At 63.9% G+C, this 24519-nt stretch carries 24 protein-coding genes; 15 read left to right on the plus strand and 9 right to left on the minus strand.

The window, feature by feature from the left end; translation table 11 throughout:
* The first annotated feature begins 58 nt into the window (after positions 1-58).
* A complete protein-coding gene (locus tag CH291_RS07085) occupies positions 59-913 on the plus strand; it encodes a hypothetical protein (RefSeq protein ID WP_143545897.1) in 855 nt (284 codons plus the stop codon).
* 84 nt (positions 914-997) lie between these two features.
* Positions 998-1261: a hypothetical protein gene (locus CH291_RS07090; protein ID WP_179276464.1), complete on the plus strand. Its 264-nt coding sequence runs from the start codon at positions 998-1000 to the stop codon at positions 1259-1261.
* A 1126-nt stretch (positions 1262-2387) separates the two neighbouring features.
* On the opposite strand, the gene CH291_RS07100 is transcribed toward CH291_RS07090, so the two are convergent.
* Genes CH291_RS07100 through CH291_RS07110 form a run of 3 tightly spaced genes read right to left on the minus strand, consistent with a single transcriptional unit; the run spans position 2388 to position 5225 of the window.
* Positions 2388-3008, minus strand: coding sequence for a GntR family transcriptional regulator (locus tag CH291_RS07100; protein ID WP_068049384.1), 621 nt, complete (start codon positions 3006-3008; stop codon positions 2388-2390).
* 28 nt (positions 3009-3036) lie between these two features.
* Positions 3037-3966 carry a hydroxymethylglutaryl-CoA lyase gene (locus CH291_RS07105; RefSeq protein ID WP_256980757.1) on the minus strand — a complete coding sequence of 310 codons (930 nt, stop codon included), beginning with the start codon at positions 3964-3966 and terminating at the stop codon, positions 3037-3039.
* Between the two features lie 14 nt (positions 3967-3980).
* Positions 3981-5225, minus strand: a complete 1245-nt coding sequence (locus CH291_RS07110) for a CaiB/BaiF CoA transferase family protein (RefSeq protein ID WP_256980758.1) — start codon at positions 5223-5225, stop codon at positions 3981-3983.
* Positions 5226-5394: 169 nt separating this feature from the next.
* On the opposite strand from CH291_RS07110, the gene CH291_RS07115 reads away from it, so the two are divergent.
* Positions 5395-6741, plus strand: coding sequence for a 2-hydroxycarboxylate transporter family protein (locus CH291_RS07115; RefSeq protein WP_255183109.1), 1347 nt, complete (start codon positions 5395-5397; stop codon positions 6739-6741).
* Positions 6742-6870: 129 nt separating this feature from the next.
* Here the strand turns inward: CH291_RS07115 and CH291_RS07120 are convergent, their stop codons facing one another.
* Positions 6871-7278 (minus strand): hypothetical protein, encoded by a 408-nt coding sequence (locus CH291_RS07120; protein WP_094671128.1) that lies wholly within the window; start codon positions 7276-7278, stop codon positions 6871-6873.
* 165 nt (positions 7279-7443) lie between these two features.
* Here CH291_RS07120 and CH291_RS07125 point away from each other — a divergent pair, with 165 nt between their 5' ends.
* The 11 genes from CH291_RS07125 (at position 7444) to CH291_RS07175 (ending at position 19470) form a co-directional block, all read left to right on the plus strand.
* Positions 7444-8415: a bile acid:sodium symporter family protein gene (locus CH291_RS07125; RefSeq protein WP_094687037.1), complete on the plus strand. Its 972-nt coding sequence runs from the start codon at positions 7444-7446 to the stop codon at positions 8413-8415.
* Positions 8416-8603: 188 nt separating this feature from the next.
* Positions 8604-9596 (plus strand): SDR family oxidoreductase, encoded by a 993-nt coding sequence (locus tag CH291_RS07130; RefSeq protein ID WP_094687038.1) that lies wholly within the window; start codon positions 8604-8606, stop codon positions 9594-9596.
* Positions 9593-10378, plus strand: coding sequence for an SDR family NAD(P)-dependent oxidoreductase (locus CH291_RS07135; RefSeq protein ID WP_068049363.1), 786 nt, complete (start codon positions 9593-9595; stop codon positions 10376-10378). The genes CH291_RS07130 and CH291_RS07135 overlap by 4 nt, the downstream gene beginning before the upstream one ends.
* Before the next feature lie 57 nt (positions 10379-10435).
* Positions 10436-11152: a TetR family transcriptional regulator gene (locus CH291_RS07140; protein ID WP_094687039.1), complete on the plus strand. Its 717-nt coding sequence runs from the start codon at positions 10436-10438 to the stop codon at positions 11150-11152.
* Positions 11153-11219: 67 nt separating this feature from the next.
* A complete protein-coding gene (locus CH291_RS07145) occupies positions 11220-12635 on the plus strand; it encodes a phytoene desaturase family protein (RefSeq protein WP_094687040.1) in 1416 nt (471 codons plus the stop codon).
* A gap of 42 nt (positions 12636-12677) precedes the next feature.
* On the plus strand, positions 12678-13730 hold the full coding sequence (locus tag CH291_RS07150; protein WP_094687041.1) for a YihY/virulence factor BrkB family protein: 1053 nt from the start codon (positions 12678-12680) through the stop codon (positions 13728-13730).
* A 54-nt stretch (positions 13731-13784) separates the two neighbouring features.
* A complete protein-coding gene (locus tag CH291_RS07155; protein ID WP_094687042.1) occupies positions 13785-14216 on the plus strand; it encodes a GNAT family N-acetyltransferase in 432 nt (143 codons plus the stop codon).
* A gap of 258 nt (positions 14217-14474) precedes the next feature.
* Positions 14475-15161 (plus strand): DUF3159 domain-containing protein, encoded by a 687-nt coding sequence (locus CH291_RS07160; RefSeq protein ID WP_094687043.1) that lies wholly within the window; start codon positions 14475-14477, stop codon positions 15159-15161.
* 78 nt (positions 15162-15239) lie between these two features.
* Entirely contained in the window at positions 15240-15956 is a 717-nt protein-coding gene (locus CH291_RS07165; RefSeq protein ID WP_094687044.1) for a MerR family transcriptional regulator, read from the plus strand.
* Between the two features lie 39 nt (positions 15957-15995).
* Entirely contained in the window at positions 15996-17564 is a 1569-nt protein-coding gene (locus tag CH291_RS07170) for an alpha/beta hydrolase (RefSeq protein ID WP_218829015.1), read from the plus strand.
* A gap of 22 nt (positions 17565-17586) precedes the next feature.
* Positions 17587-19470, plus strand: coding sequence for a S9 family peptidase (locus CH291_RS07175; RefSeq protein ID WP_094687045.1), 1884 nt, complete (start codon positions 17587-17589; stop codon positions 19468-19470).
* Here the strand turns inward: CH291_RS07175 and CH291_RS07180 are convergent.
* The 4 genes from CH291_RS07180 to CH291_RS07195 all read right to left on the minus strand — a co-directional run bounded on the left by CH291_RS07180 (position 19460) and on the right by CH291_RS07195 (position 22752).
* Positions 19460-20206 (minus strand): EAL domain-containing protein, encoded by a 747-nt coding sequence (locus CH291_RS07180; RefSeq protein WP_094687046.1) that lies wholly within the window; start codon positions 20204-20206, stop codon positions 19460-19462. The two genes, CH291_RS07175 and CH291_RS07180, sit on opposite strands and share 11 nt — an antisense overlap.
* Positions 20193-20498 (minus strand): hypothetical protein, encoded by a 306-nt coding sequence (locus CH291_RS07185; protein WP_094671144.1) that lies wholly within the window; start codon positions 20496-20498, stop codon positions 20193-20195. Before CH291_RS07185 ends, CH291_RS07180 begins: the two co-directional genes overlap by 14 nt.
* Before the next feature lie 19 nt (positions 20499-20517).
* On the minus strand, positions 20518-22101 hold the full coding sequence (locus CH291_RS07190; RefSeq protein WP_094687047.1) for a GMC oxidoreductase: 1584 nt from the start codon (positions 22099-22101) through the stop codon (positions 20518-20520).
* Positions 22102-22179: 78 nt separating this feature from the next.
* Positions 22180-22752: a TetR/AcrR family transcriptional regulator gene (locus CH291_RS07195; protein ID WP_094687048.1), complete on the minus strand. Its 573-nt coding sequence runs from the start codon at positions 22750-22752 to the stop codon at positions 22180-22182.
* Between the two features lie 62 nt (positions 22753-22814).
* On the opposite strand from CH291_RS07195, the gene CH291_RS07200 reads away from it, so the two are divergent.
* The gene (locus CH291_RS07200; RefSeq protein ID WP_256980759.1) at positions 22815-24119 is read left to right on the plus strand and encodes a carboxylesterase family protein; all 1305 of its coding nucleotides are present in this window, start codon (positions 22815-22817) and stop codon (positions 24117-24119) included.
* A gap of 21 nt (positions 24120-24140) precedes the next feature.
* Here the strand turns inward: CH291_RS07200 and CH291_RS07205 are convergent, their stop codons facing one another.
* Positions 24141-24443: a hypothetical protein gene (locus tag CH291_RS07205; protein ID WP_256980760.1), complete on the minus strand. Its 303-nt coding sequence runs from the start codon at positions 24441-24443 to the stop codon at positions 24141-24143.
* Positions 24444-24519: the final 76 nt, after the last annotated feature.

Genomic DNA, 24519 nt, shown 5'->3' on the forward strand with positions numbered 1-24519 from the left:
GGCCCACAAGAGCAGGAAAAAGCGAAGAGTCGATTGCCACCGAAGGGCTTTCACATATATGTACACCAGGCTCGGAAATAAACAAACACGAGAAAATAGCGAAACCTGGAGATTCATGACAATGAACCGCACAAACAATCTACGAGTTGCCGCGATTGCTGTTTTCACGACCGTTGCCCTGACATCGGTGTCGTGCGCGGGCGAGTCGTCGGATACCATTTTGGTACCCGAAGAAAGTACTTCTTCTCCAACGACGAGTGGCGAAGCCCGAAACTTCGCGGTGTACAGCGATTTCACAGCGTTGCCCGACGGCCCGGCTCCGAGCACTTTCGAGACCGGCCAGGCCGCCTCGGTGGCACCGGTGCCCGATCCGTCCATGAACCTGCGAATCGCCAATGGCAAGTTGACCTTTGCCCCCACCGGCGGCGGACCGGCAGCCGCATACTTCAGAACCGGGGATCTCGGCACGCCGGTGACGTCGATGGGCATGAAGTGGACGTTCACAGCGCAGCCCGGGGGCACACCCGGTGTCGCGGCCATGGCGATCACCGACAGACCGGCAGACCCACTGGGCGGCGCGTCCCCGCTCATGCCCCTCCACTTCATCGTCACCCGGGACGGCTGGAACTACTCGGTGTCGCCCGGAACATCCGGAGGCGGAGCCGAATTGATAACCCTCGCAGCCGGAACATTCAGTTCTCCGCTCTCAGAGGACGGAAATACAATTCATGAAGTACAAATCGACATTCGTGGAAATACCGCAACTATAGATTTACCCGACGGAAACCAGCAGGAAGTTCAGGATCCTCGAATCGAGGCTTGGGCATCTCGATACGCATTCTTCGAGCCGTACGCAGACCGGTCATCGACCGATTCCATTACCGGATTCACCGAGGTGTGGGCGAATGTATGAATAGGCTCGCGGGAATTCGATACCGAACGGTCTCGTCTTTCGTCTGATGGCGCGCCTGCCCGCTCGGTGCGTAATCATGGATCGATGGACCCTTTTCACGCGTTGGTATTACTCAACGCCGTCTTCGCCTGCGCAGCATGGAGCCTCGCGAAGCCGAGTCGGACGGCGGCCATCGCGCTGACAACCACCTCGATCCTGTGGCTGTTCTTCAACCACCCCATCGAGGGTCGGGTGCTCTACTCGATCGACTACCAGACAGGGTTGACGGAATCCGATTTCGTGTCGGCGGCGGGGCTACTGCTTGCAGGAGTCACGGTGATCCGATGCCGGCGGGCGGCGGGTTCCTAGATGTTGGGGCCTTGGGGGTCCCGGCTAAGGGCCCGCAAGTCGTGCTCCAGTCCGGGGCTCAGGGTGTGGGAATCTCGGCTTCGCGGCGCCGAGCGCAGAATGCCGTGCAACGCTGAGCCGTTTCAGGCGGTCGCGGCCATGGGTCACAAACCGAACTAACCGTTCGGCAAACACACCTGACCGGTGCAGTCAGGATCCGGCTCGTCGACAGGTTGTCACCACAGTGACCGAAACCTGGGCTACGCTTCCGCCGCGGACACCGGTACCCCACTGCTCACCCGAACCGGCACAGTTCCAGTCGAGGGTGTATTCCCCCTCTGCCACATCGACATCGGTGAAGGAAACGGACGTCGATTCCACATTCGAATAGACGAGGCCGTACACCGCGTACGTCTGGGTGATCGCGTCGGAGGTGTCGAAATCGAGAAACAGGCACGTGACCGGTAGCTGTCGCCGGTGAACGAGAACGTGCCGGTGATGGAATTGCCGTCGGACACAGCTATGAAAGTGACGTCCTCGGGCGCGGCCACAGCGGGTGCCGAGACGGCGAAACAGAGAGGAACGAACCCATCGGCGGCAAAGGACGAGAGTGGTGGCTCTGCGCATGGTGAGAACTCCCGTGATGTGAGGTCCCCGTCGCACCGGACCGGTCCTGCCACGAGTCGATGCTGTGTGAGCTGAAACGGTCTGCGACCTGTGCTCCATTCCGGGGCTCGGGGTGGGGCATCTCGGGTTGCAGGCATCGAGTGCAGAATGCCGTTCAAGTGACGGTCACCTTGCCACGGTTCACTTGGAGCGACAACCATTGCAGGACAGTGCCACTCGACTCGATGGCCCTCCATCGGCCGACGTACCTGCAGGTGCCGGCTCTCGGCTGTCGCCTCAACCACGGAGCTGTTTACCGTCTGCCAAACCTTGGGGCACGGTGATCCGGGGGCTGGGTAGCGGCGGCAACGACGGCGACGCACACCTCACTGAGCACGATCGCACTCTGCACGCGGTATCCCGCGCATTGGGGTCGATATTCAACCTCGACTCCGGTGGAGGGCCTTAGCCTGCTCAGCGCTCGTCCCCCTCATCCTGAGGAACCTACTTAGTTCACGACGCGTTCGCTCGCGTTGTTAGCTCAATCCGCCGCGATCGCGCTGTGGCAACCGGCGCGAATGTGCGCGCGCATGATGGCCTCGACCCACTCCTCGTCCTCGTACTCCAACGCGTCGACGATCTCGAGGTGATGGGCGGCGCTGCGTGAGATCTCCTTCGGTGAGTACTTCCGAAAGGTTCGTGCTGCGACAAGGGGTTTGAGCAAAGCGATGGCCATCTCGGCCATTCGTGCGTTGGGACACTTCGACAGGATCGCCGTGTGGAAGGCGTTGTTCAGGCTCGCGATCTCCGTCGTGTCGGCGGCCTCTACGACGATGTCCTGCATCCGCTGCGCCGTGCGACGCAAGTCAGCCAGTTCCTCGGCCGAGAAGTGCCCCGTCGCAAGTTTGGCGGCATGCGGCTCCAGCAGCGAGCGGGACGAATAGATCGCCTCGACGGTGTCTCGGGTGAACTCGGTGACCCGGGCTCCCTTGTTCTTCTCCATCGTGACCACACCCGTGGTGGCGAGAGTGGCGAGCGCTTCGCGCACCGGAGTGCGGCTGACCCCCAGCCGCCCGGCGAGCTCGGCCTCGTTGAGCTTCTCGCCCGGGCTGTAGAGCCCGGAGATGAGCAGGTCGAGAATCTTGTCGCTCAGCTCGGACACGGTAGGTGCCTGGTTGTCGGGGGTGTTCTCACACGGGCCATTGTGCATCAGCGAGCTGTTGACGGGTGCCACCTCGGGAGACGAACGAGTACGACGGTGTGCCGGTGTACCCCTCGCTCGTTCGCACCATCGCCAGGTAGGTCTCGAGGTCGATGCCCGTCTCGATTCCAAGCGAATCCAACAGGGCCACCACGTCCTCCATCGGCGCGTTGCCGAGGACGGACGGGTCGCCGGGGAACCACATGTCTCCGCCGAGGCCGCCGAAGGACGCCTCGATCCAGTCGGCTCCCGCGGACAGGCTCGCCAACGCGTTGACAGTGCCGAAGCCGTTGCGGTTGTGCAGATGCACCCCCACCGGGATGGTGGGATGACGGCTCTTGACGCGTCGGACACCGTCGTAGAACTCGTTCGGGGTTTCCACCCCACTGGTACCCGCCAGATACAACGAGTCCGCTCCGGCGTCGATCACCCGCTCGACCACCGCGTCGAGTTGGGCGGTGTCGATCGCGCCGTGGCAGGGCGCGAAGAACGCGGTCGCCACTGCGGCGCTGACCTTCTTCCCGGACAGGTGTCCCTGGGCGACGATCGCGGCGAAATCGTGCAGCAACTGTTCGGGCGTCGAATTCTGATTCTTCGCGGCCATGTCCCGGTCGACCGGGATGATCGAGACGATCTCCTCGATCTGCGTCTCGCAAGCCCGTTGTGCGCCGCGAACATTGGGCACCAACGCCTTGTAGTGAACCCCGTCTCTGCGCGGCGCTTCCTCGATGACTCGCTCGGCATCGCTGAACTGTGGCAACACTTTCGGATGCGCGAAGGACGTGATCTCGACGGTGGTCACACCGGAATCGAGAATGCCGTGGAGCAATTCGAGTTTGTGATCGGTACCGACGAACTGCGATACCGCCTGCAGGCCGTCCCGCAGGCCGACCTCCACCAACCTCGCGCTCGTGGGCACACCGTCGAACACCATCAGATGATCCCGTCGGCGCGGAAGGCATCGATGGCGTCGCGCGTGAATTCGCCGACGACAGTGAGTACTTCGTCGGTGTGTTCGCTGAGCGCAGGGCCGGGCCAGCGCACCGATCCGTCGGTACGACTGAGCCGGGGGAACGTGTTCTGCATCGGCACCTCCCCCAGAGTGGGATGCGGGGTGGTGATGATGCTCTTGCGGGCGATGAACTGCTCGTCGCCCAACATGTCCTCGGGTCGGTAGATCTTGCCGACCGGAACCGAATGCGCCAGCAGCAGCTCTTCGAGTGCGCGCGCATCGTGCTGAACGGTGAACTTCCCGACCATCGCGTCGAGTTGTTCCTGCCGTTCGCCGCGGGCACCGTGCGTGCTGAACTGCGGGTCGGTGGCCAACTCCGGCATCCCCATTGCCTCGGCGAGACGCGCGAACACCGTGTTCTGATTGGCCGCGATCAACACCCAACCGCCGTCGGCGGTGGGATAGACGTTGCTGGGCGCAACATTGGGCAGAATGGCACCGCTGCGTTCACGTTGATAGCCCGAGATGACCCACTCCGGCACGATCGATTCCATAATGCCCAGGACGGCCTCGTAGATTGCCGAGTCCACCACTTGTCCACGGCCACTGCGGGTTCGCTCGTACACCGCGCCGAGCGTTCCGATGGCGGCGAACACCGCGGCCAAGGTATCGCCGATCGAGATTCCGACGCGTGAGGGCGGCGTCGAAGGATCGCCGACGACGTAACGCAGTCCGCCCATCGCCTCACCGATGGAGCCGTAGCCGGCGCGCGAGGAATACGGGCCGGTCTGGCCGAATCCCGAGACCCGGGCCAGAATCAAGCCTGGATTGTCGGCGGCGAGCGTGTCGTAGCCCAGCCCCCACCGCTCCAACGTTCCCGGGCGGAAGTTCTCGACAACGATGTCGGACCGGGAGATCAATGTTCGAGCGATGCCCTGCCCCTCGGGAGTACGCAGATTCACCGTCACCGACTTCTTGTTGCGGCCTACGACCGACCACCACAGCGATTCACCCTGCGGACGCGTCCGGCCCCACTCACGCAGTGGGTCTCCGGTTCCCGGCTGTTCGAGTTTGATCACCTCGGCCCCGAGGTCTCCCAGGATCTGCCCACAGAACGGCCCGGCGACCAACTGACCCATCTCGATGACGCGCAGGCCCTGGAGGGGGCCGGTGGACGCCGGACGAGGGGTGCTCGGCTCGTTGGTGGCTCGGTCGTCGACAGTCACAACTTCTCCTCTATTGCATGCAATTGGTACTCGATAGTGCGCGCTCTGGCCATTTCTACCAGGCTTATGGGAACAGGTGCATACAATCATGTTGACGCAGTGACCCGCAACACATAACGTAGCGCTAGCTCGATCCCCTCGTCGTGCACCGAAAATTCAGGAGAACACGTTGACGTCAGCCCGACCGACCGAATCCGAAGTCGTCACCGAGGACGGCGAACGCTCGTCGGACATGAACTCGACCCTCGGCCTACCGATGCGCTGGTTCGTCCCGATGGCTTTGGTCATCGTGGTGCTGGCGTATCTGTTCACCCCCGCGGAAGGGATGACGGCGGGCTTCGCCACCACGATGGCCCTCGGCGGCCTACTGATGGTGATCGGCAATGCGATCCCCGGGTTCAACCGCATCGGTGGCGGCGTCATCCTCACCATCCTGATTCCGGCCGTGCTGTTCAGCTACAACCTGATGCCCGAGCGCACCGCCACGGCGATCGACGACTTCTACACGCTGTCCGCATTCGGTGAATTCGTCGTCGCGGCGCTGATCGTCGGCAGCATCCTCGGTATGGACCGCTCGCTGCTGATCAAGGCGGGCTCGCGGATCATCGTGCCGATCGTCGCGACCATTGCCGTGTGCTTCGCACTGTTCGGCCTCATCGGGCAACTCACCGGGTACGGCCTGGGCAAGATGCTGTTCTACGTCGTCGGGCCAGTACTGGGCGGAGGCGTTGCGGCAGGTGCCATTCCGATCTCGGAGGTCATCGCACAGAACAGCGGCGGCAACGCGACCGACTACCTGTCGATGCTCGTGCCCGCCGTCGTGGTGGCCAATACCGTCTGCATCATCGCGGCCGGTGGCTTGGCATGGCTCGGGCGGCGCAAGCCGAACCTGTTCCCCCGCTTCAACGGCAACGGCGAACTGGCAGTCAAGAAATCGAAAATGATCGTGCCGGTGGGCAAGGCCATCTCCTCGGCCGACGCCGTGCGCAGCTCCATCATCGGATTGTTCACGGCCGGAATGCTGTTCATGATCGCCGACGCCCTGTCCTTCTACGTTCCGTCGATCCACAGCTATGTCTTCTTGATCGTGTTGTGCGCAATCGCGAAGATCTTCTTGCCCATCCCCGACTTCCTGGTTCAGGGTGCCGATATCTGGTACAAACTCGTCGCCAACGCCTTCATCCCCGCCATTCTGGTGGCCGTGAGCATCGTGGCGATCGACTTCAAGCAGGTGCTCAGCCTGCTCAACGACCCGGTGTACATGTTCTCCACCATCGCAGTCGTGTTCGTCGCCCTCTTCGCTGCTGGATTCGTGGGTTGGCTGGTGCATCTCCACTTCATCGAATCGGCGATCTCGGGCGGACTGGGTCTGGCCGACTTCGGCTCGAGCGGTGACCTGGCAGTACTGGGTGCCGCCGATCGACTGGAACTGCTTCCCTTCCTGTCCATCTCCTCACGCATCGGTGGCGGTCTGGTTGTGCTGACCCTGTCGCTTCTGGGGCCCATCGTGTTGTGACGCGTGCCGGGACAGCGCCGAACAGGTTCCGACTCCTGAGCAACTGGTGCTCCACTATTCGACGACCTCGGGGGATTCCCTCAGACCCGGGCCGCGAGTGGAGCATCCCGTGCAGCGGCTCGCCTTCGGCTATTGCCGGCTGCGATCGCGGGCACGCGTGCGGAATTGGCCGATTGCCAGGACGATCAACGCGGCCCCCAACACGGTGAGGGGAATTTGAGCGCGCGGAGCGTCGATGTCCAGTACAACGATCTGCCACACCACCCACCCGATGGTCACCAGCCCCGCGCACGCGACGTACAGCGCTGCTTCGGAGGCGTCGACGAGCACGGCCGCCACGCAGATCAACGGTCCCAGCCCGAGGAAGAACAGCACGAACAACCCGGATATGCGGTAGTCCCAGGTATGCCACGACGGGAGCATTCCGACGTTCAAGCCCAGTGACCGCCCGCTGGGGTCCGAGGTCAGCGACACTCCGTTGAACGTTCCGGCTGCGCCCAACAGGATCAGCAGTGCCACCGTCGAGAGTTTGTTCACGGTGACGTCCTTACTTTCTCGTCCTTCGCATATGGCCGGCAGCGGTTCACGTAAGGGTTGATACTGCCAGAACAAGTCCAATTGGTCTTGTTCCACGCTGCGGTTACGCTCGACGGGTTGCGCACCCACCCGGGGCCGCGCCCCGACCACCTCTGGAGACTCTGCATGCCCAAGCTGAAATCCGTCAGCGAGTTCACCGGCAAGTGGTTCGCTCTGATCGTCGTGGCGGCGGGCGCACTGGCCCTGATGACTCCCGATACTTTCAGCGGCGGCACTCCTGCCGTTCCGTGGCTGCTGTCGATCATCATGCTCGGCATGGGAATGACGTTGCGGCTCTCCGACTTCGCGGTGGTCGCCCGACGGCCGTGGGCACTGTTGCTCGGGGTGGCCGCGCAGTTCATCGCGATGCCGCTGCTCGGGCTGGGAATCGCCAACGCGCTCGGCCTCTCTGCGGCACTGACCGCCGGGATGGTGCTGGTCGGTTCGGCTCCGGGCGGCACAGCGTCCAACGTGATGGTCTACCTCGCCAAGGGCGATACCGCGCTGTCGGTGGCCATGACATCGGTGTCCACCCTGCTCGCACCGATTCTCACGCCACTGCTCGTGCTCTGGCTCGCCGGTGAGTTCCTGCCCGTCGACGCCGGCGGACTGTTCGTCTCGATCCTGCAGATCGTGCTGGTTCCCGTCGTATTGGGAGTTGTTCTGCGCCTGCTGTTTCCCAAGATCATCGACCGCATGCTCGACGCTCTGCCGTTGATTTCGGTCGCCGGCATCACCGCGGTGGTGCTGTTCGTGGTTGCCGCCAGTGCACCGACTCTGCTGTCCATCGGAGCCCTCATCGTCCTGGCCGTCGTGCTGCACAACTCGCTGGGACTGGCCGTGGGATACGGCATCGGCAAGGCGTGCGGACTCGACGTCGCCAGCCGACGCGCGATCAGCATCGAGGTCGGGATGCAGAACTCCGGGTTGGCCGCGGCTCTGGCATCGGTGCACTTCAGTCCAGCGGCGGCCCTGCCCGCGGCCATCTTCTCGGTGTGGCACAACGTCTCGGGCTCACTTCTCGCCAGCTACTGGTCGCGGCGCTCGATCGAACCGAAGCCGGCCGAACGCACGCAGGAGTCGACCACCATCGAGTAGGCCGATTCCAGCTGGATTTCGAACAGAATCCGGTGCAGCTGACCGCGCTGAGCGCGGTCAGCTGCACCGGATTTTTGTTTGTGCTCGGACGAATGCGCTGCACACAGATCCCTTGCGTTATATGCATTCACTGTGCAATATTTGCAATCGCGCTCAGCGTCCGCCGAGCCCGCCATCGAGGAGGCCCCATGATCACAGTGACCAGTGCCGCGGGTGGTGTCGGCCGCTTGCTCGTTCGACAGCTCGCCACGCAGAACGTGCCGGTTCGAGCAGTCGTCAAGAACGCGGCGCAAGCTGCGACCACCCGCGCAGACGGAGCCGTCGAGGTCGTCGTAGGCGATCTCAGGTCCGAGGAAACGCTCCGAAACGCCCTCACCGGGGCGGACGTCCTCTACCACGCGGCACCGACGCAGATCATCGACGAGAGGCCGATCATCGATCATCTGATCACAATCGGACCGGCAAACGGGCTGCAGCACATCGTTTTCCATTCCGTGATTCATCCGAACCTGCATCAACTGACGCACCACCACCAGAAGGACATCGCCGAAGGAATTCTGCGGAGCAGCGGAATTCCCACCACGGTGCTCAGGCCGTCCCACTACATGCAGAACTACCTGGAAGTGTGGGAATTTCTGCAGGCCGGAGTCATGCCGTACCCGGTTTCACCGGACAGCGTCATGGGTGTCGTCGATGTTGCCGACGTCGCCGAAGCAGCCGCGAACATCCTCGTCGACCCCTCGCCGCACACCGATCGCGTCTACGACCTGTCCACGGTGGAACTCACCCGGCACGAGATGGCAGAGATCTGGTCCGACGTGCTCGGCCACCGCGTCACCGCCATTCGGATCCCGCCCTCGTCGTTGACGAACTCGCTGAACGCGCTGCCTGCCCTGGCCTCGGTGGTCGGGCATGCGGTCCAATCGACGACGCTGAACTCCATCGGCCACCTCGTTCGCGGTGCCAAGGCTGCGTCCAACCCTCGTGACATGAAGAATTGGCCGGCCGATGCACGCGAGGCGTACCGCACGATGATGACCCACTACGACGGCTACGGACTCCCGGCCGGAGACCTGACGGTTCTGCCGAAGCTGCTCGGACACACGCCGACGTCGCACGAGCAGTTCGCACGGCGCTCGGCCGCCGAGCTCGGGGGCATTCCCCTCGGGGCGAGCCGATGAATCTCCGACGGTCCCGCTACCGGCCGGGCCGCTCGCTGGTGACCGGCGCAAGCTCGGGGATCGGTGAAGAATTCGCCCGAGCGCTCGCCGCCCGCGGCTCCGATCTGGTACTCGTCGCACGACGAGAGGACCGGCTGACCACACTGGCGACGGAACTCGAACAGAACCACGGAATCCATTGCCGCACAGTGGCCTGGGACCTGTCCGAGGAAGCGAGCGGACGCCGACTCCGTGAGGTGGTGCCCGAGCAGATCGATCTCGTCGTCAACAACGCAGGTTTCGCCGTGCAGGGACCGTTCGTGGACAGCGACGCCGACGACTTCGAGCGCCTCATCGCCGTCGACATCCGGGCTGTCGTGGACATCTGCTCGGCGTTTCTGCCGGACATGATCGCCCGCTCGAGCGGCACCATCGTCAACGTCGCCAGCACCACTGCGTTCCAACCCGTCCCGTCACTGGCGGTGTATGCGGCCGCCAAAGCATTCGTGCTCAGTTTCAGTCAGTCGCTGTGGTTCGAGTCGGCCCAGCACGGAGTCAGAGTGTTCGCACTCAATCCGGGCCCCACCCGTACCGAGTTCTTCGATGTCATCGGAGACACCGCCGCAGCAACCGGCAGCTACCAGACACCGACCGAAGTGGTCGCCACTGCCATGCGCACGCTCGATGCCAGACGGTCTCGCCCGCAGGTGGTTTCGGGCCGGATGAACACCGTTCAGGCAATCGCGGCCGGTCTGGTCCCCGCGCGAATCCTGCTGCCCGTCCTCGCCCGGATGCTCCACTAGATCCCGGCCGAACTCAGCACCGTCCAGGCACCTCACGAGGAATGTAGTGTCACCAGCATGGCCAGGGTCTCCAGATTCACACTCGCCGATCGTCGGCAAGCGGTCGCACGGGCTTTCGGCGGTTCCGAGAGCCCGGCCGCCGTAGCGACTTCGCTGGGCATCCACACCACGACGCTCTATCGCTGGGCCGGGTCGTCGACCACCGACGAACCCGGACCCGCGGCGGCCCGACTGATCGAGGCCACCCAGGACCTACTGCGGGACGCCGATTACGCAGACATCACCATCGAAAGTGTCGCTCTCCGATGCGGTCTCGCACCGAGAACCGCATTCCACCACTTCCCCACCAAGCGCGTGCTCTTCCAAGCCGCTGTCGACGACGCCGCCACAGTGTTGATAGACCGCATCCACGAGAAATCGGTCGCCGCCACCTGGCCGGGCACCCCACTCGAGCAGCTGCAGACGTTTCTTCGCATCGCGGCAGAGAGCATCTACGACTCCCCGCGAACACACGTCCTGTTCCGGAATCTGGGAGTACCGAAATCCGAGGGTTCGGCAGAACGGTGGCACGACAGTTTCGTCGTCGCGATCTCCCAGTTGCTCCGCGCCGCCGCAGACGCACTCCAAATCGACAGCGACACAGACGTACTCGCTGCCGCCCATTTGCTCACGGGCGCCATGCGCGGAATACACACTGCGGTGTTCGAAGGCGGGGATGCCGACTCAGCACTGAGCGTGGTCGAGAGGGTTCACCTCTTGGTCCCACCCCGATGATCGAAGGTCAGCCGATGTACCGAGGAACTCAGAGCCACCGCACCGTCACCGACGCGGTGGATCGACCGTGACCACGGCGACCGTCGTCGGATCGGGTCCCAACGGTCTCGCGGCTGCGGTGACGCTGGCGAAGGCAGGCGTCGAGGTGACGGTCCTCGAGATGGCCGACACGGTCGGCGGCGGCACCCGAACCTCGGAGCTGACCCTGCCGGGAGTGCTGCACGACGACTGCTCGGCCGTGCACCCGGTGGGCGCGGCGTCACCGTTCTTCAACAGCCTCGATCTCGAGTCCCACGGCCTGACGTGGACGTATCCGGAGATCGACGCGGTGCAACCCCTCGACAACGGCAGCGCCGGGGTGCTGTTTCGGTCGATCACCGAGACCGCTGCCGGACTCGGGGTCGACGGTGACCCGTGGCAACGATTCTTCGGGCCACTGTCGGATCGCTTCGACGACCTGACAACTGACTTCTTCCGGCCACTGCTGCATGTTCCGCGGCACCCGATCACGTTGACCAACTTCGGCCTCAACGCCCTGGCACCGGCGACGCTGACCGCCCGCCGGTTTCGTACTCCCGAGGCGCGCGCGTTGTTCTCCGGTGTCGCGGCCCACGCGCTGTATCCACTGACTCGGCCGACCACCTCCGCCGTCGGAGTCATGATGATCGCGGCCGGTCACAAGTACGGGTGGCCGGTGGCCGAAGGTGGCTCACGCGCGATCAGCGATGCGCTCGTGTCGATCCTCACCGAACACGGCGGGAAGGTCGAGACCGGCGTCAGAGTGACTCGGCTGCAACAGATTCCGACGAGCGACATCGTGATGCTGGATCTTTCACCCACCGCAGTCGCCGATATCGCAGGCGACGCCCTCCCCCGGCGAGTAGCACGACCCTACCGTCGGTGGCGCTACGGACCCGGTGCGTTCAAGCTCGATCTCGCCGTCGAGGACGGTATTCCCTGGACCAACGACAGTGCCCGACGCGCCGGAACCGTCCATCTCGGAGGAACTTTCGAGGAGGTCGCCGCCGCGGAGCGTGATGTGCACCGAGGCGTCATGCCGCGAAAGCCGTTCGTACTGCTCGGCCAGCAATATTTGGCCGACCCCACCCGCTCGCAGGGCAACATCCACCCGATCTGGACCTACGCCCACGTCCCCAACGGATACACCGGCGACGCGAGCGAGGCGATCATCGATCAGATCGAACGTTTCGCGCCGAGGGTTCGGAAACGCATCGTGGCGCGGGCAGTCCGCTCGACCACGCAGATGCCTACGTACAACCCCAACTACGTGGGCGGCGACATCGTCACCGGATCCAACGATCCGGGCCAGGTGGCCTTGCGCCCGCGCGTGAGCGTCAACCCGTATTGGACCGGCATCGACGGGGTCTACATCTGTTCTGCAGCAACACCTCCGGGCGGTGGAGTACACGGTATGGGCGGCTACAACGCAGCGCAGGTGGCGCTGCGTCGACTCGCGAAGTAGCCGACTCTGTTTTCATCGACAGTAGCCGGGTATGCGCTCCTGATGGCCGACCAAGCAACCGATCCCGCACCCACCGAAGCCGACCCCGACGATCCCCGCAAGGCAGACTCACCTGCCGATCTGACCAAACCCTCGTGGATCTACGTACTGAAGAAGACGGCTCGTGAATTCTCTCGGGATCAGTGCACCGACCTGGCAGCCGCGCTGACCTACTACGCCGTACTGTCCCTGTTCCCCGCGATTCTGGCCATCGTCTCGTTGTTGGGTGTGTTCGGGCAGGGACAGGCAACGGTCGACGGCGTACTGCAGATCGTCGGCGATCTCGGACCCCAATCGGCGGTCGACACCCTGCGTGAACCGATCGAACAGCTGGTGCAGGCACCCACCGCGGGCTTTGCGTTGATCATCGGCATCGCCGGTGCGCTGTGGTCCGCGTCCGGCTACGTCGGCGCATTCGGCCGCGCAATGAATCGCATGTACGAGGTGGACGAGGGCAGGCCCATCTGGAAGCTACGCCCGGTGATGCTCCTGGTGACGCTCATCGCTCTGGTACTCATCGCCCTGGCCGCCGTCATGCTGGCGATCAGCGGCCCCGTGGCCAAGGCTGTGGGCGACGCCGTCGGACTCGGCGACACCGCACTGACGATCTGGAACATCGCTCGCTGGCCACTGGTTCTGATCGTCGTCGTGCTCGCCGTCGCGATTCTGTACTACGCGACGCCGAATGTGCAGCAGCCCAAGTTCAAGTGGATCAGTTCCGGTGCCGCGGTGGGCATCGTCGTGTGGATTCTGGCGACCGTCGCATTCGGCTTCTACGTCGCTAACTTCTCCAGCTACAACAAGACCTACGGCTCACTCGCCGGTGCCATCGTGTTCCTGCTCTGGCTCTGGATCACCAACTTGGCCTTGCTGTTCGGAGCCGAACTCGATTCCGAACTCGAACGTGGTCGTCAGCTCCAGGCGGGAATCGTCGCCGAGAAGCGACTGCAACTGCCGCCGCGAGACACACGGGTATCGGACAAGAACGACGAGAAGGATGCGCAGGCCGTCGAGCAGGGACGCAAACTGCGCGAGGAACACAACCCGCAACAGTGATCCAGTGTGTTCACCGTGCGAGGATCGTTCTACTCCCCTGACGAAACGGACCTCATGCCCGCCCTCCACCATGCTCCGCTTGCCGGCGTAGACCCGAGCACCCTGTACCGCATCATGGCGCTTCGGGTCGCGGTCTTCGTCCACGAACAGAAGATCGTCGACGAGGCCGAACTCGATGGTGCGGACCTACTTCCGACAACGGAGTTGTTCTGGATCCAGGACGAGAGCGGCGAGGTGCTGGCCACCCTTCGCGTCCTCGTCGACGACACGGTCCACATCGGCCGCGTCGCGACCGCGACTGCGGGTCGTGGACGCGGTTATGCCGGCACCCTCGTCGAGGCCGCGCTGGCGGCATACCCCGGGGTGGTCGAAATCTCCGCGCAAGCGCACCTCGAAAAATGGTACGAGCGTTTCGGATTCACTCGAGAGGGAGAGCAATACCTGGAAGCGGGAATCCCGCACGTGAAAATGGTTACCCAGGTCTGAACTGCGTAGTGCGAATGGTGCTCCACTGCAGAAGCCCGAAGCGTGAAATCCCCCGGTTCGGGGCGGCGAGTGGAGCGTGGTGGGCTCGAACGTGAGGGCCACCCACCTGGTCTTCACACTGCCAGAACATGACATCCGTCATGGCCGGCCGATGATGTTGTAATCCGATTCGATGTTTGTGTGCACTGTTGTGCCCCGGTCGCCGAGACGACAGTAGGGGAAGCAAGAGCGAACCGAAGCAGCGACGAGGAGGGCACCATGAACACGCCGGAATCGACATCGGACGACAACAACGAGACGCAGACAGTTCCCGGTCGCAAGACCACTGAAAAGGTCAATGCCACACAGCTTCTGCTCGACAGCCTCGGCGGAACCAGTGGAATGATCTACACCGCCATTCCGGTCGTGGCATTCGTCACCGCCAATGCCCTGGTGTCCCTTCCTGTCGCCGTCGGCGTCGCGATCGCCATCGCGCTCGTGATCACTGTTCTCAGGGTCAAGCGAGGCGAGCCGATCGCGCAGGCCAGTGGCGGACTACTGGGCGTCGTCGTCGCAGGCGGTATCGCCGCCTGGACGGGGTCGGCAGGCGGCTACTTCCTCATCGGCATCTGGTTGAGCCTGGCCGGAGCAGCGCTGATGCTGGCCTCGATACTCGCCCGACGACCGTTGACCGGAGTGCTGTGGAATGCGCTGTACGGCAACGAGTACGCCTGGCGATCCAATCGCTCGGTCATCCGCGCCCACTACATCGCGACGTCGACATTCGCCGTGTTGTTCGGCGCCCGCTACATCGTTCAGGACTGGTTGTACGACACCGACGCCACCGGTTGGCTCGCGTTCGCCCGGATCGCAATGGGCACCCCGTTGCTCGCGCTGGCAGTTCTCGTCACCGTCTGGGCGTTCCGTCGCTCGACAGCGCAATTGGTTCACTCGAACCCCGCGTAAAGACGAATTGGCCCTTGACTGTGCCGTTAGGTCACAGTCGACACTGATTCCGACCTGATCGAACCGGAGGAGAGCGACATGGGCTGGAGCACTCGGCAGATCGCCGATCTCGCCGGCACCACCCTGAAGTCGGTGCGGCACTACCACGATGTCGGACTACTCGATGAGCCCGAGCGTGCCTCGAACGGCTACAAGCAGTACGGCGTCACACATCTCGTACGGCTGATGCAGATCAAACGCCTGACCGACCTGGGATTCTCGTTGGCCGACATTGCAGCTCAGGGTGATGGGCGCGACCATCCGGAACAGGCGCTACGCACCCTGGATGCCGAACTCGGCGCAACGATCGAGCGTCTGCAGCGAGCACGGTTGGAGATCGCGATGCTTCTCCACGAATCCCTTCCGACCGATCTGCCACCCGAACTCGGTGCCGCTGCAGCACATCTGACAACAGCAGACCGACAATTCATCACCTTCGCCAGCACGGTACTGAGCCCGACGGCCCTCGACGCCTACTGCGACCTACTTCGGTCCACTCCGCAGCTGCCCACAGACCCGGAGTTCGACGACCTCCCGGCCGACGCCGACAGCGCCACCACCAGGGATCTGGCGGAACGAATGGCCCCGCATGTTCGTCAGCTGGCGGCTCGTTTCCCGGCATTGTTCGCCGACACCGACGGCGACAGACAACGGGTGACTCGCGCACTCTCCGTCGCCGTGGAAGACCTGTACAACCCCGCCCAACGCGAGGTGCTGCGACAGGTGGCGGCATTCAACGCCACCGATCCCGAATAGAACGTCATCACAACGCAATTCGACAGGAGTCGACCGACCATGCCCCTATTCGCCAACAGGAGAGCGAAACTCTTCGCTGCAGCGTCAGCGTCGATGCTGCTGCTCGGTGCCTGCAGCCAGTCGCCGCCGGAACCGGACGCAGACTCCGAGCCGTCGGCCGATCTGCAGCAGTTCTACGACCAGAGCGTGGCATTCGAGCCGTGTGAAGGCTACGCCACCACCACAACCGACGAGCAACTGTTCGCCAGCGATCCCAGATTCGAATGCGCCCGCGTGGACGTGCCACTCGACTACGAGAACCCGGATGGGCGCACGGCGCAGATCGCGCTGCTGAAAGCACCCGCCCGAGGCGAGAAAGTGGGCTCGCTCCTGCTCAACTCCGGCGGACCGGGCGGGCCTGGATTGAGCATGGCGGCGTCAGGTGCGACGGCGACGTGGGCGCAGAGCCCGCTGACCGAAAAATTCGATCTGATCGGATTCGATCCCCGCGGCGTCGGTGCGTCCACCCCGGCCATCGACTGCTTCACCGATGAGAAATACGAGGCAGGACAGGCCTACACCACCGTCCTCACCGGCTCGAGAACCCTCACCGAGGACGGTGCACGGCAGCTGGTGAGCCAGTGCTCACAACGATCAGGGGGCGACGACGTGCTCGAACACGTCGGCACCCGCGACGCTGCCCGCGACATGGACATTCTCCGGGCCGTGCTCGGCGATGACACCCTGAGCTACCTCGGTCAGAGCTACGGGACACGCCTCGGTGCGGTCTACGCGGAGATGTTCCCCGAGAACGTACGCGCGATGGTTCTCGACGGCGGAATAGATCCGGGGCAGGGCACCGCAGAACGCAGGATCTATCAATACACCAACTTCCAGAAAGCATTCGACGACATGGCGGCGGCATGCGCGAGCGCCCCGGACTGCCCGCTGGGCACCGATCCGAGCCAGGCTGTCGAGAATTTCCAGCAGATCGTCAGACCGCTGATCGACAAACCGATCGTCACCGGCGATGGCCGCATCATGGACTTCGACGCCGCGTACGGTGCCGTGATCGCTGGGCTCTACGACTCCACGGCATGGCCCGTCATCACCGAGGGAATCGCCGAACTGCAAGCAGGACAGGCCGATACGCTTCTGAAGGTCAACGACATCTTCGGCGGACGGGACGCCGACGGCACCTTCCCAAACTTCCCCGAGGCGCTGTACGCGATCAACTGCATGGACGAGCAGCGCAACACCGCAGAACAAGAAGTGGACCTCAAGAGGCAGATCCAAGAGATAGCACCGTTCACCGACGCAGGCCTCGGACCGGAGGGCGCACGCGACCCCTGCGAATTCTGGCCTGCAGAGCCGACTCTCGACATCCCGTACGCCACCGACGTCGACGGACTCCCCGACACCCTGACCATCTCGGTGACCGGCGACCCGTCCACCCCGTACGAGGGAGGCGTCAACCTGGCGAATACCTTGGGCGGCTCGCTGCTCACCGTCGACGGCGAACAACACACCGTGGCGTTCGGTGCAACGAGCCCCTGCGTCAACGCCATCGTCGCGAACTACCTCGTCGACCTCCAATCCCCACCGGCCGACGCCCGCTGCGCTCTGTAGCAGCCGAACGAAAGGACGAATCATGACTGCACCCCCACTGATCTCGGTCGAGGACTTCTTCGGCCCACCTGTTCGCTCCGGTGCCACGATTTCACCGGACGGCAGCAGGATGGCGTTTCTCACGCCGTGGAAGAACCGTCTGAACGTGTGGATCGAGGACCTGTCGCCCGGCAGCGAGCCACGCTGCGTCACCGCGGACGAGACGCGCAGTGTGCACGATTTTCAGTGGACGGATGACCCCCGCTGGCTGCTGTATCTGCAGGACACCGGCGGTGACGAGAACCACCACGTGTTCCGCGTCGACCTGGAGGATCCCGATGCCGCGGCAGTCGATCTGACGCCGTTCCCCGGTTCCCGCGCGGTGGCCATCGAACCCGTGCGGGGCAGGGCCGGGGTGTACACCGTCCTGATCAACGCCAGGACCCTCGCCGAGTTCGACCTGTACGAAATCGAGATCGCCACAGGTGAACTGACGATGATCCGGCAGAGCCCCGGCGTCGGCCGGTATCCGATGCTCGGTACCGACGGCCAGGTGTTCGCCACCGCGATGACCACGGCCGGCACCATCGACATCACGCGGTTGGACGAATCCGGCGCAGAAACCACGGTGGCGTCGTGCGACGGCACCGACTACCCGCTGGGCATCAGTCCGATGCAGATCACCGCGGACGGTACCGGCATGTGGCTCGGTTCCAACCGAGGGCGCGACTTGGCCTATCTGATCCGCCTCGACCTCGAAACCGGCGAGGAGACCGTCGTCGACAGTCACCCGACACTCGAACTCGACGGTGCGCGACGAGCCGTCGAGCAGACCTCGCCACCGCTGATCTGCGACAGTGCAACCGGCGAGCTCATCGGTGTTCGCTACCTCGGCGAACGCCAGGTGATCCATGCACTGGAACCGGGTTTCGCGGAAATCCTGAAGAATCTCGAGCAACTGTCCGACGGTGACATCGGAGCACTGTCCTCCGATGACACCGGTCAGAAGTGGATCGTCAGCTTCGTCCACGACCGCGACCCGTCCGTCACCTACTACTACGATCACGCCACCGGATCGAGTCGCCAACTGTTGCGCCCCTATCCACATCTGGATCCCGAGAACATGGCCCCGATGGTGGCGGTGAACATTCGGGCGCGTGACGGTCTGACTCTGCCGTCGTATCTCACGCTTCCGGTGGGCGTGGAACCCAAGGGTCTACCGATGGTTCTGGTGGTGCACGGCGGTCCCTGGTATCGGGATTCGTGGAAATTCGATCCCATCGCGCAGATGTTGGCGAATCGCGGGTATGCGGTGTTGCAGGTCAACTTTCGCGGATCGGTTGGATACGGCACAGCGCACACGAACGCCGGGGTCGGTGAATTTGCGGGCGCGATGCACGACGATCTGATCGATGCGGTGGACTGGGCGATCGAGGCTGGGTACGCCGACCGCGAGCGAGTGGCGATCATGGGTGGTTCCTACGGCGGCTATGCGGCGCTGGTGGGCGCATCGTTCACTCCCGACACGTTTGCCGCGGCGATCGACTGCGTCGGCATCTCGGACCTGTCGAACTTCATGCGGACCCAACCGGCCTTCATCGGTCCGGGAATCATCAACAGCTGGCACCGCTTCGTCGGCGACCCCGCCGATTCCGATCAGCTGGCCGACATGCTGGCACGGTCACCGATCTCGAAGCCCGACGCGATACGCGCGCCTCTGCTGATTGCGCAGGGTGCCAACGATCCTCGGGTCGTCAAGGCAGAATCGGACAATGTCGTCGAGCGCCTGAGGTCGCGTGGCGTCGACGTCGACTACCTCGTGTTCGACGACGAGGGCCACGGGTTCGTCAATCCGGAGAACAGTATTCGCTACTACCGTGAGGTGGAGAGCTTTCTTGCCGAGCACCTCGGGGGCCTCAGTCTGTAGTGAACCGATCCACCGCTGCAGGGCGACCCAGCCGATAGCCCTGCAGCAGATCGGCTCCGATCGATGTTGCGGCGTGGAGATCGTCGTCTGTCTCGATACCCTCGAACACGCAGCGAGCATTGGTTTTTCGTGCAAACTCCAGGATGAGTTCGGCCACCGCTGTTTTGGTCGGATTCGTGCCCATCTCGTGCACAACGAACGCGTCGAGCTTGATGACGTCGGGTTCGAGCAGCACCAGTCGCCGCAGCCCCGCATAGCCCGAGCCCACATCGTCGACGGCGATGTCGACGCCGCCGCGTCTGAGTTCGGCCAATGCCGCCAGCACCCCCACCTCGTAGTCGATGGTGGCGTGCTCGGTGATCTCCACGATCAGGTGCCGTCGTTGTCCGAATTCCACGAGGTGGCCCACCAACCCGAAGTCGGCCACTAGTGTTGCGGCACAGAGATTGACGGCGAGAAACGATCCGCGCGGGAGCTGAGCGGACTCCTTCAGCGCATTCATGACAGCAGACGTGTCGAGAGCTGCCCCGAGTCCACAGTGCACGGATTCGGCAAACCAGCTCTCGGTTGTGCCTCCGCCGTCCGGAAAACGCGACAGAGCCTCGTATCCCTCGATCGCGCCGTCGAGCGCGCGAACGATCGGTTGAAAGACGATGGTCGGACCACCCGAGTCGATGACAGCCCGGATCCGACGCGATGCGTGTCGCCGGTGGGAGGCGTCCCTAATCGGTAGCACGGGCCCGCAAGGGTACGACCGAGCAGAGCGTCATCGACGCTGCATTCTCTCTGATCGATCCGCTCACCGCCGAGGGATCGGACTCTCCGAAACCGAGAAGGAGTGCGTGCAGACGCGTCTCGTCTCGTGGCCAGGTGAGGCCGAAGGCGTCGGCAACGGCGAGATAGTCGTTCACCCGTTGCTCGACGCTCAGAGCGGCATCGATGCGGTTGCGCCGAAGGAACTCTCGCATCGCCCGCCATCGCCAGCGGTCGGCGATCAGTCGAAAGCGCATGGCGCGATACGGGTGCATGGTCTCTTTCTTCCGGGTGTCAGATGACGGTGCCGAGGTCGCGGGCGACGATGTTGTCCAGAGCTCGTTCAGCGAGCGCAGCGATGGTCATGGACGGGTTGCAGGCCGCGGTGTTTCCGGGCATCAGCGCACCGTCGAGAACGTACAGTCCGCGTTGGCCGTGAACGCGGCCGTCGAGGTCGCACACCGGGCCGATGTTGGCCCCGCCCAACGGATGCCAGGTGGACGGGAACAGCGCATTGGTGTCGGTGAGAATGCTGCCGGTACCGGCGATCCGGCGAACCGTCGGGTCGATGGAACCCTCCTGAATGACGGAGTCGCCGTTGGCCGGCCAATGCAGCTGGGCCTGATCTCGTGCGGAGTCGTAGCCGAAGTGACCACGGCCGTTGCTGACTCCGTATCCGACCAGCATGGTGCTGCGGGCATCGACTCCCAGTGGCGGTATCGATGCCTGGATGACGGTGTGGGCAGTGCGCGGGTCGTCCCAGTTCAAGCTGCCGAACACCACCGGACCACCCTGCGGTGTACCGAAATTCTGCTCGACGCTCGACCACACGTAGATGCGATCGGCGTTGGTGCCCCAGCCCTGCCCGAGTTCGTCCGGCAGATCGGGAACGGCCCCGGTGGCGCTCGCGCGAACGAGCATCTTGGTGGTGTTCAGGCTTCCCGCGGCCATGATCAGTGCACCGGTGGTGAGGATCTTGTTCTCCAACACCGTTCCGTCGGAATCGATTCGGTCCACGTGGACGATCCAGCGGCCGTCGGCGGCGCGCTCGACATGCGTGACGTTGTGCTGCGTCGCCACGGTGGCCAGGCCGGTCGCCTCGGCGGCCGCAATGTAGGTGACGTCGACAGAATGCTTGCCGCCGTTGTTCACTCCGAACGCACCGGTCCCGTTGGTGTACGACGGCGTCATCACCCCGCGGGTCTCGTCGAGGGCATAGTTCCAGTCGATCGGCATCGGAATCTTCGACACCGGCAGTCCCGCCCGCCGCGCACTGTCCGCAAACACCCGCGCCGCTCGGTAATTGGGAGTGTCGATCAACTCATCGGGGGCCTGCGCGAGCTGCAGCATTCGCGCGACGCGGGGGTAGTGGACTGCGTTCAACCTCGTCCAGTCGAGCTCGGCCGGAAAGTGTGCCTCGAACACCGCCCGCGACGGCTGCAAGCTCATCCCCTGATAGATCAGGGATCCACCGCCCACACCCGCGGCGCACAGCGCGGTCATGTTGTCTCCGGGAACGGCCTCGAGCAGTCCGACGTACGGATCGAACGGAACCGGCCTACCGAACAGGTTGGGGCTGGAGCCGTACCACAGCATCCTCTTGTCCGGCGCGGTCGCATTGGGGAAGGTATCTGCATTCGGCCCTGTGGGCCAACGTCTTCCGCGCTCGAGCACCAAAACGGGAATGCCGGCCTCGGCCAGCCGCAACGCTGCGACGCCACCGCCGAATCCGGAGCCGATCACGACCACCCGATGGTCTTCCCGGGTGAGCGGAATGCGAGTTCTGACCCCCGCCCGGGCCACCCCGGTACCCGCGACTGCGGCCAGGCCGGCAACTGCAGTTGCGCCCAGAAATGACCGACGATTCAGATTCGACACGTTCCCCCCAGGGTTGCGGACAGCACGCATCAAGACTCAAATCACACGCGCGCCGTGCAAAACTAGACAGATGTGTCCTCAGGTGTCAAGTTTTGGAGGCTGAGCAAACGGCAGAACGGGAATCAACCACCGCTCGAGGTACCGACGCAGACCGTCGTCCTCGTGAATGGAGGGGTCGTCGAACAGGATGACCGACAGCGCCACCCGCACGAGGACTCCATCGATACCGTCGAACTGCGCGGAATCGAATCCTGGATTGCGCTCGACGTATCCGTCCAGGAACTGACGAACCACCGGTAGCGCACGCTCCATCATGTCCGCGTCGAACAGTGGATTCGCGTTGCCCGAGCGCAGCAACGAATTCAGAACCGGTTCGCGCCGAATGAGATGGCGTGCGGCGACGATCGTCTCGACGATGAACTGCGTCGGAGTCTCGGCCTGATCGGCCTTGTCCCGTATCCCACCCATGACATCGACGACCAGTCCGATCATGGCCTCGGAGATCATGTCCTCGCGGGTGGTGACGATCGAGTACACCGTCTGACGCGTGACACCAGCAGCACGAGCCACCGCCGCGATCGTGACGCCCTCGAAGCCGGACTCGGCGATCAACCTGAGCGTGGCGTCGAGAATCTTCTGCTTGGACCGCATGGTCCGATTATGACGCCACGGGCAAACGATATGCTCACGCTGTTCGACACAGGGGGCTTGAATTGAACGACCAGACAACGGCCGCGTCGACGCGGCAAACGATCACCGGAACGACCAGCGGAGACCTCGACGTGATCGAGGCCGACGGTTTGATCCACGCACGGGGAATTCCCTACGCCACCGCCACGCGCTTTCGGAAGCCACAACCGGTGAACACCCCGGGGAAAATGCGCGACGCCACCCGCCGTGGCCCGGCCTGCATTCAGATTCCGTCCCGGCTCGACAACGTCACCGGTCCGATTGTCGACACACTCGACCAGAGCGAGGACTGTCTCGTGCTGTCGGTGACCGCTCCCGTTGCGGCCGAGGGACTTCCGGTCATGGTGTGGCTGCACGGTGGCGGCTACGTCTCCGGCGGCGGCGAGGCCGAGAAGTACGACGCAGACCACCTCGTCCGGGAGGGTGTGGTGGTCGTCAGCGTCACCTTCCGTCTCGGCGGTTTCGGCTACCTGACCCCGAAGGACACGGGGGACAGCAACATCGGTGTTCAGGATCAGATTGCCGCACTGCACTGGGTGTCGACCAACATCGCTCGATTCGGCGGTGATCCCACCAACGTGACCCTGTTCGGTCAGTCCGCGGGCGGCGATGCCATCCTCTCGCTGATGGCATGCGAAGCGGCCGCAGGGCTGTTCACCAGAGCCATCGTGCAGAGCGCACCACTCGGATTGCGATCGGGCCGTTCGGCTCTCTACAGCACGGCACGAAAGGCTTTCGCAGCTCGGTTCTCCACGGACCCGGCCACCGCACCTGCGTCGGAGGTGCTCGATGCCGAGCGTGCCGTGACACAGGCGGTGCGCAGGTTCGGTGCCGCGGGCGGAATGCCGTTCGGGCCGGTTGCGCACCTCGAGCCCCTCTCCGGTGACCCCGACGCTGCCCTACGTGACACTGCCACTCGCGTCGAACTGCTGATCGGTCACACCAGGGACGACGCCGCCCCGTTCGTGGACATCGTGACTGGCATGCTGTGGCTCAACAGGTTCGGCGTCGTCAGTTCGGTACTGACCGCTCCGGTGGTCCGGCTCGTCACCAACCTGCTGTTCGGTGTGGATTCGATGGTGAAGATGTGGCACGGCGCGGGTGGTCGGGTCGCGTCGTACCGCGTCGACTGGGCACCGAAAGGTGCCCCGTTGGGGGCGTGCCACTGCATCGAGTTGCCGCTGCTGTTCGGTGAGGCATGGTCGGACGCGCCCATGTTGGCGGGCAACACACCACCGACGGCATTGGCCGCCAGGCTACGTGGGACATGGGCAGCTTTCGCCAGAGAAGGAGTGGCCGGACTGCCTGCGCGTTCACTGGTGTTCTGAGCGGCTCTCCCTCTTCGATCGTCAGAGCTGAGTGTCGGCAAGGACACCGGCAATAGCGAACCCTCCGGCGATGGCGCAGCCTGCCACCCGCGTCCGCTGAGGCAGATACGCGGTCAGAGCGAAGGCACCGGTATCCCAGACATCGACTGCCACCCCGGCGCGCAGCAAGGGGCGCACAAACTTCGGTGCATACCTGGTGGCCGCGAACAGCCCGCCGCCGATGTAGATCTCCCGGATTCCGAAGGTCCGGGCGGCAGCACGCGTGGTTGCCACAGCCGCGTCGGGACCGGCGAGGAGTTCGTTGGCGCGAGTGGGCGCGATCATATGAGCGATTCCGATTGCGGCACGGCCTATTCCGACAATCTCGGGAAGGCGTCGTACAAGTGTGGAGCCAGTAGCC

Origin of the sequence: Rhodococcus sp. 14-1411-2a, assembly GCF_002259485.1 — a bacterium.
GTDB lineage: Bacteria > Actinomycetota > Actinomycetes > Mycobacteriales > Mycobacteriaceae > Rhodococcoides.

Coding starts and splice junctions, on each gene's coding strand:
- CH291_RS07085 (WP_143545897.1), top strand. CDS start 59: ATGTACACCAGGCTCGGAAATAAACAAACACGAGAAAATAGCGAAACC.
- CH291_RS07090 (WP_179276464.1), top strand. CDS start 998: ATGGACCCTTTTCACGCGTTGGTATTACTCAACGCCGTCTTCGCCTGC.
- CH291_RS07125 (WP_094687037.1), top strand. CDS start 7,444: ATGCCCAAGCTGAAATCCGTCAGCGAGTTCACCGGCAAGTGGTTCGCT.
- CH291_RS07130 (WP_094687038.1), top strand. CDS start 8,604: ATGATCACAGTGACCAGTGCCGCGGGTGGTGTCGGCCGCTTGCTCGTT.
- CH291_RS07135 (WP_068049363.1), top strand. CDS start 9,593: ATGAATCTCCGACGGTCCCGCTACCGGCCGGGCCGCTCGCTGGTGACC.
- CH291_RS07140 (WP_094687039.1), top strand. CDS start 10,436: ATGGCCAGGGTCTCCAGATTCACACTCGCCGATCGTCGGCAAGCGGTC.
- CH291_RS07150 (WP_094687041.1), top strand. CDS start 12,678: ATGGCCGACCAAGCAACCGATCCCGCACCCACCGAAGCCGACCCCGAC.
- CH291_RS07155 (WP_094687042.1), top strand. CDS start 13,785: ATGCCCGCCCTCCACCATGCTCCGCTTGCCGGCGTAGACCCGAGCACC.
- CH291_RS07160 (WP_094687043.1), top strand. CDS start 14,475: ATGAACACGCCGGAATCGACATCGGACGACAACAACGAGACGCAGACA.
- CH291_RS07165 (WP_094687044.1), top strand. CDS start 15,240: ATGGGCTGGAGCACTCGGCAGATCGCCGATCTCGCCGGCACCACCCTG.
- CH291_RS07170 (WP_218829015.1), top strand. CDS start 15,996: ATGCCCCTATTCGCCAACAGGAGAGCGAAACTCTTCGCTGCAGCGTCA.
- CH291_RS07175 (WP_094687045.1), top strand. CDS start 17,587: ATGACTGCACCCCCACTGATCTCGGTCGAGGACTTCTTCGGCCCACCT.
- CH291_RS07185 (WP_094671144.1), bottom strand. CDS start 20,498: ATGCACCCGTATCGCGCCATGCGCTTTCGACTGATCGCCGACCGCTGG.
- CH291_RS07195 (WP_094687048.1), bottom strand. CDS start 22,752: ATGCGGTCCAAGCAGAAGATTCTCGACGCCACGCTCAGGTTGATCGCC.
- CH291_RS07205 (WP_256980760.1), bottom strand. CDS start 24,443: ATGATCGCGCCCACTCGCGCCAACGAACTCCTCGCCGGTCCCGACGCG.